Below are 10803 nucleotides of genomic sequence, written 5' to 3'. Positions count from 1 at the left end.
TCCTTCCTCAGGGAGGGACTGCCAAAGGAGATTTAATGGTTTTTCTGCGTTTTTGGGACTTCTCAGATTACTGCAAAAGTCGAGTTACACCATCTAAGCCTTTCCCCATCTGCATTCTTCAAAAGTTTTTGCGAAGTCCTGGCGGACAGGAGGGTTGACTCATCGATCTAAGAGTGATAAGATTCAATTTAAGCGAGATAACATAGCGGCTTTTCCGATCAAATAAGGGGGGACGGATATGGTTAGGTTGAAATCCCTAGCGGCATGTCTATCGCTTCTGACCCCTCTGATCCTTTCACGAAGGGGTCAAGGGACGAGGGTCGAGGGACAAGGAACGAAAAATAAGACCCTCGACCCTAGACCCTTGACTCTAGACCATTTTTCGACTCTTGACCCTTGACCATCTTAACCTCAACCTAAACCTTAACCTGTTTTTGCATCTCACTACGCTCAGCGATAATATGAGCGAATCTTATACCCGATAACCCAACGAACCCAATAATTTTCCTAAAACGGAGGCGAGGAGGAGAGAGATGAGGAGAAATCAGATAAAACCGATCCTTTTAACCGAATACGTGCCCAAACCGAAACTGGTCCTCGAGGAGCATACCCCTCAGAGGGCGAAGTTTCCCGTCATCGATGTCCATAACCACATAGGCAGACGGGGTGAGGAATGGGCCGTCAGGGATGTGGGAAAGCTTGTGGACGATATGGACGCCTGTAACGTGAAGTTGATCGTCAACCTAAGCGGAGGTTGGGGCGACACCCTGAAGGAGAACATCGATCGGTATAGGTCGAAATATCCGGATAGGTTCGCCGTCTTCGCCAACCTCGACTGGAGTGTCGTCGGCGAGCCGAATTTCGGCGAAAGGCTGGCGGAACAACTTGAGGAGAGCGTCAGGGCAGGCGCTCAAGGGCTGAAGATCTTCAAAAACCTGGGGTTGGGCGTGAGGGATAAGGATGGGAAACTGCTACGGGCTGATGATGAGAGGTTAAAACCGCTCTGGCAGAAGGCAGCCGAGCTGAAGGTGCCCGTGCTCTATCACATAGCCGATCCCGTCGCTTTCTTCGATCCCCTCGATAGATTCAACGAACGATGGGAGGAACTGGTCAAGCACCCTAACTGGCACTTCTACGACAGGGATTACCCCTCCTTCATGGAGCTTATGGAACAGCAGGTTAATCTCCTTAAATCCAATCCCCAGACCACCTTCATAAGCGCCCATGTCGCCAGTTACGCCGAAAACCTCAAATGGGTCGGACAACTCCTGGAGGAGTGCCCTAACCTTTATGTGGATATCTCCGAGAGAATAGGCGAACTCGGCAGACAGCCCTATACAGCTAGGAAATTCTTCATCCACTACAGCGATAGAATACTCTTCGGTATCGACACATATCCGCTTCCGGAGTGGTATAGGGTTTATTTCAGGTTCCTCGAGACGGATGACGAATACTTCAACTACAGCCTGACCGATATACCGAGGCAGGGCAGGTGGATGATCTATGGCATATACCTACCAGACGAGGTGCTGTCGAAGGTCTATCACGAAAACGCTGAGAGGATCATACCGGGAGTGGGATGATGAGATGGAGAAAGTTTCTGATCATAACCCCGACGCTGATCCTGATAGCCGCCCTTGCTGTGCTGTTCCACCCTTTCTATTCCGACCGTCAGCCGCCTTCGATAGATGTAAGCCTCAACTCAAACTCTTTCAGCTTTAAGCTGAACGGACATATGAGGATCGTAGATCTTAAAGCCGGAGTGAGGGAGATCACAGTCAGGATTGAAAACGAGAAGGGCTTCAAGCAGGTGGTGTTCATCGGTAAAGGACGTAAAAGGGAGATCGATAGAGATCTGGGCTTCAACATTCAATTCGTTCCTGAGGGCAGGTTTAAGCTCATCGTCGAGGCGAAAGACGCCTCGATATGGAGAAACAGCGCCTCACGTGAGCTAAGTTTCGTCATAGATCATACCCCTCCCGACGTCACCGTTTCGTTGAAACCGAAGAGACCAAAGCAGGGTGGAACGCTAGCGGTTTACGTCTCGGTGAACGAGCGAGCGATATCGGATTACTCCGTGATCGATCCCAATCTCTTCAGAAGATCATCTCTCCAACTGTATCGGATTAAGATCGGAAAAGGGGGATACCAATATGAGGCGATCCTCGGGCTGAGCGCCGAGGCGCGGGTGGGCAAATCGAGCCTTTTCATCTCCTTCGTCGATCCGGCCGGAAATCGGTCATACAAGAAGGTCGATTTTGAGGTAAGAAGGACCTCGTTCGAGATAGGCGTGGTGAATCTGCCCAAAGGTAAACTCAGACTTCTGACCGATCACAACCTCATTGAGGAGGATAATCTGAAGCTCAGCAAGGTGGAGGAGATGGAAGGGAGCAGGGAGAAACTGTGGAGTGGGAAGTTCATCATGCCGGTGTATGGTCCGATAAGCTCAACCTTCGGCAAGTTCCGAGTCTATAACAACGGGCTAGCCAGATCCAGGCACATGGGGGTGGATATCGCCGCCAAAGAGGGAACCCCTGTCAAATCGGCCAATTCAGGTGTGGTGTTGTTCGCCGATCGGCTAAACATACGCGGCAACGCCGTCATAATAGATCACGGCCTCGGAGTCAGATCCCACTACTACCACCTCCGGAAGATCCTCGTCAAACAGGGCGATAGGGTGAAGAAGGGACAGACGATAGGGCTGGTTGGATCGACGGGACGCGCATCGGGGCCTCATCTGCATTGGGGCATGGAGGTGGATGGAACCTTTGTCGATCCGATCGAATGGACGAGGTATGAGTTCTAGCTCCATTTGTGATGGACGGCGTGGTGATCTCACCTTATCTGCTCGCGCCTGTATAGCATCGGTTTGAACATCCACCATCCCGCCAACTCCCTCTGATCGGAGTAATGGGGCGATTCGGGATCTTCGCTTTGGCCCGGCGGCAGAACGTTGATGCCATGTATATACGGTCTGGTTAGCTCGATGATCTGTATGTAGGTGCCCCGATTCGATTCGGGTATCGGAGGTAGCGGGTCAAGTTTGATCTCGCCGTTTTTATGCTGCCATTCAAATATATTCCTCCCGAACTTAGCCTCGAGATCGGCGACGGCTTTCTCCAGGGCTGAGATTATAACCTCGTTCACATCCCTTCCCTGGAGGTAATTATATGAGACGGGGCATTTGGACTTCTCACCTTCCAGCACATGTAGAATCAGGCTCGGCTGAAGGAAATAATGGAACTTCCCCATATCGCCGAAATCGCCGAGCACTCCCAGAAAGATTTCCTCCCTGACCTTCCCGATCCATTCATCCATAATTGACTTGGCAACCGATCCTTCGACGGCGTGATTATCCCACGCCCTGAGGTATCTGATCGCCGCCTTGAGCATCGGATCTTCTCCAGGTTTGGCCTTCTCTGAAGCCCGAAGGATAAGAGGTTTAAAGTAATCGGCGTTCTCATCGTTATAGGCGATATCCCTGAGTATGCCCTCGACATCCTCGATCGTCAGAAGATCGTCCGATTCGGTCAATTCCTCGATCCTGTGCACCCTGGAGATCTTACCCCAGACGGGGGTATCGAAGTTATCCCACCATACGGCAGGCTTATTGTTCCAGTTGACCAGATATCCCTGCTTCGGGTTAAGGGAGTGAGGGAGCCGGTCAAACGGGATATATCCACGCCATTCGTATTCACCGGTGCCGATCTGAGGCAGACGCGGGTCGGATTTATCCGATCTGATCGGATACCAGCCGCAATACCAGTATCCGATATCCCCATTCTGTGTGGCACAGAGGAAGTTGTGCGAGGTGGTGATGTATTCGGCGTATTGGGCAAACTCCTTGATATTTTGAGCCTTATTGAAACCGTAGATGGCGACGAAGGTATCCAGCTCCTTTCCCCAGTACGACATCTTCTTGGCATATGCTATCTCGTTCGTCTCGTCCCATTCCATAACCGGCCCGTGGATCGTCCTACATACCGTTATCTCCACAGGTTCCTCTCTACCTTTGGCCAATATGATCTCCGTTCGCTTCTCCATATCCCTGTATTTACCGTTATAGAAATACCGGTATTTGTTGTTCGGATCGAGCCTCTCGACATAGATATCCGTCAGATCGCCGATCCCCGATGTGGTCGTCCAGGCGAGATGATCGTTATGGCCGATCAGGACGCCGGGTATCCCGGCGAAGCTCATACCAATGACGTTGCCGTATGGGCCTGATAGATGTATCTCGTGGGCGATGTTAGGCGTGCCGAAGCCCATCTGTGGACCGCCGACTAGAATGGGAGCGCCGCTGGCTGTTCTGGAACCGGATATGAGTAGGGCATAACTTCCCCATTTTGTCGGGACACCGTGTCCCCTATCGAACTCCAGAGCGTTGATCTCCCTCGCCACGGAATAGGCTTTCTCAATGACATCGTCCCTGAGCGCCATGTCCCAGAGGATTTTGAAATTATCGGGCACCTCGGACGGAGCGCCCTCCTTTCTCTTAGGCCCCGATGACTCTTCGGGTGGGACCGTAGTTGGGGATTCGGGATCGTTCCTGAATAGGATATCGTCGAATATCCCCCTTACTGTTTTTTCATCGTTGAACCTCTTCTTGAGATAGGAGAGGATCTTCAAGTTTCTCAGCTCCTCCCCGTCCCATCCTCCGAACCTCCGAGCCATCATCTGCCATATCGCCACCGTATCGGTGACCTCCCACGGCTCGGGCGTGATTCCCATCTCCTTGAACCACTTCGGAAGCGTTCCGTTTTTGATGCACTCCTCCATATACGCGTTTACCCCATCTGCATATGAAACGAGGGCGACCTGGAGCTCATAGTCCAACTCCTCGAACTGACTCTGCCTTTCATCCTTCGTATAGCCCATGATTCTGACCTGTTTATCCCTTTCCAGGGCTTCCGGACCGAATATCTCGGCCATTCTCCCCTCGGCTGCCCGTCTGAACTTCTCCATCTGAACGAGCCTATCCTGCGCGACGGCATATCCGTCCCCGAAGTAGAGCCCCCTGATGGTTTTGGCGAAGATATGTGGGACGCCGAAATCGTCCCTGACGATCCTGACGGTTTCACCGTCCACGTTCAGGATCTTCTCCTCGGCCGCCGATGTGACCGTAAAGGTCAGGAGAGCAAAAACCATGGTAAACCCCGCTGTTCTCACCTTAGATTTCATATTCACCTCCTAATGATCCCCGCAGCCGCAGAACCATCCATCCCCGGATCTAAACATATATCTACCGCACAGGGGACAGATGGCCCTGGCTTTGAAACCGTCCAGCACCACCTCCACGAGGCCGTCCCCGAACAGCGCCTTTATCTCCTTGAGCAACATCCCGAAACTCGCACCTCCCCAGGGCATGGCTTCGACCGCCATCGGATCCTGGAAGTTGAGTTCCTTTATCATCGGCACAAGTTTATCCCAGTTCACGGTGCCATATGGTGGCTGGAGATGCATGTCACGTGTGGAGTCGTTATCCTGGAGGTGGAAGGCTATGATCAGATCTTTGAGGTTATCGAAGGCGGCTATTTCGCCTTCCCTGTTAACGTGGGCATGTCCCGTGTCGAAACAGACGCCGAGGAACGGGGAGTTTATCCCCTCGACGATCTCCCTCACCGTCTCGCTGCTATACCCGGGATGTTCCGGCAACATATTTTCGAGGGCCAGCTTAACGCCCGTCCGTTCAGCCGTCTTCAGCACCTCCTCCAGACTTGAGGGCAGTATCTCCTCCATCCTGGGTATATCATCGCCGGAGGCGTGTCTTCCGGGGTGAACGATCATAACTTTCGCGCCTACGAGGGCGATCTTCTCGAGCAATCTCCTGTGCACGTCTATGGCGTTCTTTCGCGTGTTTGAGTCAAGGGCGGAGAGGTTCTCCTGTTCCCCAAAGGGGGCATGAACCGAGAATATCCTTATGCCGGCCTCCTTGAACGTTTGGGCGGCCCGCTCTATGGTCTCCTCATCCTTCTCGATGAAGAATTTAGGACCCGATTCCACGGCGGTTACCCCTTGTCCGGAAAGATCCTGGGCGGTCTCCTCCGGTTTATCAAGACCCCAGATGCACACGGCGAATTCCATATCTAAATCCTCCTGACATAAACGTAATAGGCGCCTATAGATCTGCCTTCATCATCCGTGAGGGATGTCTGAAGGCAGGCGACACTCGTTTTTAAATTGAAGGTGAATTTAACGTCTTTTGCCCCTGGTTCAACCGGCTTTGTATCCTCCCGATCGCCTATTTTGACCCGAGCCGTTTTGAAATTGAAGGCTCTGCCGCTTGGAACGGCGTCGTTAAGGGGAACATCGGCCTCCTTAGGCCACTGCCTCCCCTCCTACCAGGAAGCCGAGTCATTCCCAGTAAGAGGCTGTAACGCCTTCGGATTCCTGCACGATGACCTTGCTTATCCTAACCCCTTCCAGATCGGATATCCTCGCCTTGAGCTGCTGGAATATCCATCTCGCCATGTTCTCCGAGGTGGGATTGATCCGATCGAAGGGAGGAGTTCCGTTTATAAATCTGTGGTCGAGCTTGTCCAGGACTTCGCCCAGAATTCCCTTCAGCTCACCGAAGTCGATCACCATCCCCGTCTCCGAGAGCTTTTCCGACTGCAGATGCACCTCGACATACCAGTTGTGCCCGTGTATTCGGGAGCATTTCCCCTCGTATCCCCTTAATCTATGTGCTGCGGAGAACTTACCCCTCACGGATACCTCAAACAATTTGGCTCCCCCTTTCAAATCACCAATCGGCTACCGATCCGTCCTCGTGGAACAGCATCGGGCTCTTCCAGCTATGCCCGATCTTCTCGGCGATGGCCTCCTCATCCAGCTCCACACCCAGTCCCGCCCCGCGGGGCAGATCGATGTATCCATCCCTCATCGTGAAGGGCTCTTTGAGATAACCCTCACCGAGGGTGGTGAACTCCTGGATCAGAAAGTTCGGTATGCAGGCATCGAGCTGTATGCATGCCGCCAGCGAGATCGGACCCAATGGGTTGTGAGGAGCCACACCGGCGTAATAGGTTTCGGCCATCGCCGCTATCACTCTGCACTCAAATATCCCTCCGGCATGACACAGGTCGGGTTGGAGTATCGAGGCAGCCCCCTTCTCCAAAACCTCCCTGAAACCCCATTTCGTGAACAGCCTCTCCCCCGTTGCGATCGGGATGGAGATCGATCGAGCTAATGTCGCTAACGCATCGACGTTCTCAGGCAGGCAGGGTTCCTCTATGAACATCAGATCGAACTCCTCGATCGCCCCTACGATCTTAAGGGCCATGGCGGGGCTGGTTTGGCCGTGAAAGTCCACGGCCAGATCCACGTCCTTGCCCACAGCATCCCTGACCGATCCGATCCTCTCAACCACCTTGTCTATTGTCGAGGGTCTATCGATGATCTCAAGCGGTGCGACGCCTAAACCCATCTTCAGGGCCGTGAAACCCTTTTCGACAAGCGCTTTTGCGTTCTCGGCGCATTCCAGCGGGGTAGCTCCGCCACAATGAGCGTAGAGTCTGATCTTCTCCCGACACGCCCCGCCCAGCAACTGATAGACCGGCACACCCAGATATTTACCCGTTATATCCCATAGCGCCTGTTCTATCCCGCTTATCGCGCTCATCAATATCGGTCCCCCTCGATAGAAGGAATGTCGATACATTGATTGCCAGTGATGCTGTATTCTCATCGGATCCTGTCCTATCAGGTGATGTTCCAGTTCCCTTACGGCCTGAGCGACCGTTTGAGCCTTACCTTCAAGGATGGGCTCTCCATAGCCGGTGATCCCTTCGTCCGTGTGAACCTTCAGGAAACACCATCTCGGCCTGACAAGGACAGCCTCCAGCTTTGTTATCTTCACATCAACGCCTCCATTGCTGCCGTCAGACCTGATCCGGGTTTGACGGGATATCCCATATCGTTCAGCCCGATCTCCAATCCCCCGACGGCGGTCAGCACGTCGAACTCATCCATCCAACCCAGATGCGCTATCCGGATGATCTTCCCCTTGAGTTTTTCCTGCCCGCCCGCATAGGTGATCCCGTATCTGTTCCGCATCATCTTGACGAACTTCACCCCGTCGATCCCATCGGGCACCCTGATCGATGTGACGGTGTTGGCGGGTCTTTCGGCGAACAGCTTCAATCCCAGGGCGGTTGCCGCCTCACGCATGGCTCTGGCGAGTCTGGCATGTCTGGCTATCACGTTCTCCACGCCCTCCTCCACGATCATTCGGAGGCTTTCCCGGAGGCCGACGATAAGGCTTATGGCGGGCGTAAACGGCGTTGACCCCTGCAATCCCTTATCCCTCGCTCTTTTGAGATCGAGGTAATATTTCGGGAGCTTGGAACTTTCGGCCATACGCCATGCCTTCTCGTCGAAGGAGACAAATGCCAAGCCCGGGGGGGTCATCAGACCCTTTTGTGAGCTTGAGACGACGACATTAATTCCCCACTCATCCATCTTCAGTTCATCCGCCCCCAGAGCGCTCACAGCGTCCACCACCAGTACCGTATCGGTTCTGGAGGTGATCTCAGCCAGCGACTTGATGTCGTGAAGCACCCCTGTTGAGGTTTCACACAGCGTAGCGAAGACCGCTTTGACATCGCTATGTTCCATCAGGGATCTTTCCACATCGGACGGATCGACGGCCTTCCCCCATTCGAGATCTATCGGAACGATCTGGACGTTGTAGGCCTGGCAGATCTCACCCCATCTTTCGCCGAACTTGCCACCTCGGATGACGATGGCCCTATCGCCGGGAGAGAGCAGATTGACGACGCTCGCCTCCAATCCTCCCGTGCCGGAGGAAGTCAGTATCATCACGTCGTTTTCGGTCTGAAACACAAGCTTCAGGTTCTCCGAGATCTCCTTGATCGTTTCGACCGCCTCATCCAGCCGGTGATGATCTATCGGATGTGCCATGGCGAGAAGCGAATCGGTTGGCACCGGCGTCGGCCCTGGCGTGAAAAGTCGATGTTTCCTCATCCTTCAGCCTCCCATGGATAGAATATATCCCAGTTTCAGGTTAACCCTGAAATCCCTTCCTGAAATCCCCGGTCGATGCGATTTGTTCCGGACGCTTTCCCCCCTTACGGATATCTCCCCCCAGAGCCCCCTCAAGGGCCTATATATGACCTGCAATTCAGCATCGATATCCCTTTCGACAACCCCTGACGGAAACCCTTTTACCCTCTCGCCCTTATATCTGTCCTCGATGGTGGCAGCGCCTTTTCGCCTGTGGCTCACCCTAATTCCGGCCCATAGATCCGGCGTGAGGAACTTGGACCATTCGATGGTGATCAGATCACCGTCCGGCCCCAGGGGATAGCCGATGGGGGAGCCATAGTGAATGTATTGACATTCAGTGATCCTATGGGTGTATGCCCATCGGCTCAGCCTGGTATACTCCACTATCAGATCGGTCCGACCTGCTAGATGCATCCCCAACGTTCCTCCCCATGCGTTAGGCCCCTCGCCCTTATACTGCAGGTCATCTATCAGAAGCTCACCGTATGCCATCACCCCGGGCGAAAGAACCCATGAGAAATCCGCGCTCACAAGCGTGTTATCGTCATAGTCAGAATTATACTGTGTCGCGTAATAGGGGATCAAGGGATTGAGGTATCCAGGATCGATCGATCTGAGATCACCGCCATAGAGAACGACCTCCGTAAGTCCGATTTCCAATCCGTCCCACACGATCCAGTCTAATCTATGACCTGAGAGGAACCTACGGGCGAGGTATCTGCCATGCTGGTCATTCCACATCTTATCGAGCACGGCGGAGAAAGCATAGGCGGAAAGCCTTCCGCCGTAGATAGAGATCATGAACATATCAAACGGCGGAGAGCTATCCGATATACAGAGGGCGCCGAACCTGGCCGGACTCCAGTATATCCCGTGTCTGCCTACACTGAGTATAAACCGTTTGAGGTAAATCTTGGCGTATGCCTCGTTGAAATCCGCCGTATAATCCCATTTCCATCCTCTCATCCTGGATGAGGCCGTCTTACCCAGCTTCGGATACCTCTCGTCCCTCGAGACGATCAATCTGTCGTGAAGGATAAAGGCATTATCGACTCTCCTCAGGGTAATTCCCCCTTCCCCCTCGGCCCACCTATCGTCCCCGGACAGGATCAGATCCATTCCTGTCCTCCGGCTCAACGGAGAAAACCTCTCAGACAACTCGGATCTGGTGATTCCCTTTGAGAGGGCGAGTTCACATATATCGATCGGCCTGGTGTTGATATGGATATCCCTTAGCATCCCAAGGGCGGCGAGGTGATCTATAACTTTAGCGTCGAGCGGATCGAGGGAGAATTCCACGCCTCTCGGGGTGGAAAAGGAAAGCGAAGCGAAGGAAAACAAGAACATCAGGGCAAACAGAACGGGGGCGGGTTTAAACCCATCCCCCGAGAGATTTCGAATCACTACTCCTCAACCTCTATGGCGTCGGCTGGGCAGTCCTCGGCGGCCTGCTGAACGCACTCCTTCGCCTCGTCAGGAACCTCTTCGACCTTGACCTTGGCGACGCCCTCGTCCTCATCCAGTTCGAAGACGTCGGGACAGGTTTCAGAGCACAGCCCACAACCTATACACAGATCGGCGTCGATCTTGACCTTCATGATTAACCTCCTACTCGATTTTTGATAGAGGAAAACCCCAGGGAAAATTTAACCTATAAGAAGGCGATATGTCAAGCCGTCGCGTGAATCTGATCTGCCCCCAGTTTTATCCCCCCCTTTCAATAGCTCAGAGGAGATAAAGAGAAATAAGGCTCCAAACGAAACTCCTTCCAAG

At 53.3% G+C, this 10803-nt stretch carries 9 protein-coding genes; 2 read left to right on the top strand and 7 right to left on the bottom strand.

All coding sequences use genetic code 11. The features are described from left to right. Positions 1-533 precede the first annotated feature (533 nt). Positions 534-1583, top strand: coding sequence for an amidohydrolase family protein (locus J7M22_00930; GenBank protein MCD6505163.1), 1050 nt, complete (start codon positions 534-536; stop codon positions 1581-1583). Then, positions 1583-2806: a M23 family metallopeptidase gene (locus J7M22_00925; protein ID MCD6505162.1), complete on the top strand. Its 1224-nt coding sequence runs from the start codon at positions 1583-1585 to the stop codon at positions 2804-2806. Before J7M22_00930 ends, J7M22_00925 begins: the two co-directional genes overlap by 1 nt. 29 nt (positions 2807-2835) lie before the next feature. Here J7M22_00925 and J7M22_00920 read toward each other — a convergent pair whose 3' ends face one another. The 7 genes from J7M22_00920 to J7M22_00890 all read right to left on the bottom strand — a co-directional run bounded on the left by J7M22_00920 (position 2836) and on the right by J7M22_00890 (position 10628). Continuing rightward, the gene (locus J7M22_00920; GenBank protein ID MCD6505161.1) at positions 2836-5181 is read right to left on the bottom strand and encodes a penicillin acylase family protein; all 2346 of its coding nucleotides are present in this window, start codon (positions 5179-5181) and stop codon (positions 2836-2838) included. Positions 5182-5190: 9 nt separating this feature from the next. Next, complete coding sequence (locus J7M22_00915) at positions 5191-6084, bottom strand: sugar phosphate isomerase/epimerase (GenBank protein MCD6505160.1); 894 nt, start codon at positions 6082-6084, stop codon at positions 5191-5193. A gap of 270 nt (positions 6085-6354) precedes the next feature. Further along, positions 6355-6726 (bottom strand): 6-carboxytetrahydropterin synthase QueD, encoded by a 372-nt coding sequence (queD, locus tag J7M22_00910; GenBank protein MCD6505159.1) that lies wholly within the window; start codon positions 6724-6726, stop codon positions 6355-6357. 19 nt (positions 6727-6745) lie between these two features. Beyond that, on the bottom strand, positions 6746-7861 hold the full coding sequence (gene dgoD / locus J7M22_00905) for a galactonate dehydratase (protein ID MCD6505158.1): 1116 nt from the start codon (positions 7859-7861) through the stop codon (positions 6746-6748). After that, positions 7858-8988 carry an alanine--glyoxylate aminotransferase family protein gene (locus J7M22_00900; GenBank protein ID MCD6505157.1) on the bottom strand — a complete coding sequence of 377 codons (1131 nt, stop codon included), beginning with the start codon at positions 8986-8988 and terminating at the stop codon, positions 7858-7860. The genes dgoD and J7M22_00900 overlap by 4 nt, the downstream gene beginning before the upstream one ends. 3 nt (positions 8989-8991) lie before the next feature. Further along, positions 8992-10434, bottom strand: coding sequence for a hypothetical protein (locus J7M22_00895; GenBank protein ID MCD6505156.1), 1443 nt, complete (start codon positions 10432-10434; stop codon positions 8992-8994). Continuing rightward, on the bottom strand, positions 10434-10628 hold the full coding sequence (locus J7M22_00890) for a ferredoxin (GenBank protein MCD6505155.1): 195 nt from the start codon (positions 10626-10628) through the stop codon (positions 10434-10436). The genes J7M22_00895 and J7M22_00890 overlap by 1 nt, the downstream gene beginning before the upstream one ends. Between the last annotated feature and the right edge of the window lie 175 nt (positions 10629-10803).

Source organism: Candidatus Poribacteria bacterium (assembly GCA_021162805.1).
Lineage (GTDB): Bacteria > Poribacteria > WGA-4E > B28-G17 > B28-G17 > JAGGXZ01.
This window is presented reverse-complemented; position numbering and strand designations above follow the sequence as displayed.

Bases quoted from the DNA above. Each gene is read 5' to 3' on its own strand.
- J7M22_00930 (MCD6505163.1), top strand. From the start codon at position 534: ATGAGGAGAAATCAGATAAAACCGATCCTTTTAACCGAATACGTGCCC.
- J7M22_00925 (MCD6505162.1), top strand. From the start codon at position 1,583: ATGAGATGGAGAAAGTTTCTGATCATAACCCCGACGCTGATCCTGATA.
- J7M22_00920 (MCD6505161.1), bottom strand. From the start codon at position 5,181: ATGAAATCTAAGGTGAGAACAGCGGGGTTTACCATGGTTTTTGCTCTC.
- J7M22_00915 (MCD6505160.1), bottom strand. From the start codon at position 6,084: ATGGAATTCGCCGTGTGCATCTGGGGTCTTGATAAACCGGAGGAGACC.
- J7M22_00900 (MCD6505157.1), bottom strand. From the start codon at position 8,988: ATGAGGAAACATCGACTTTTCACGCCAGGGCCGACGCCGGTGCCAACC.
- J7M22_00890 (MCD6505155.1), bottom strand. From the start codon at position 10,628: ATGAAGGTCAAGATCGACGCCGATCTGTGTATAGGTTGTGGGCTGTGC.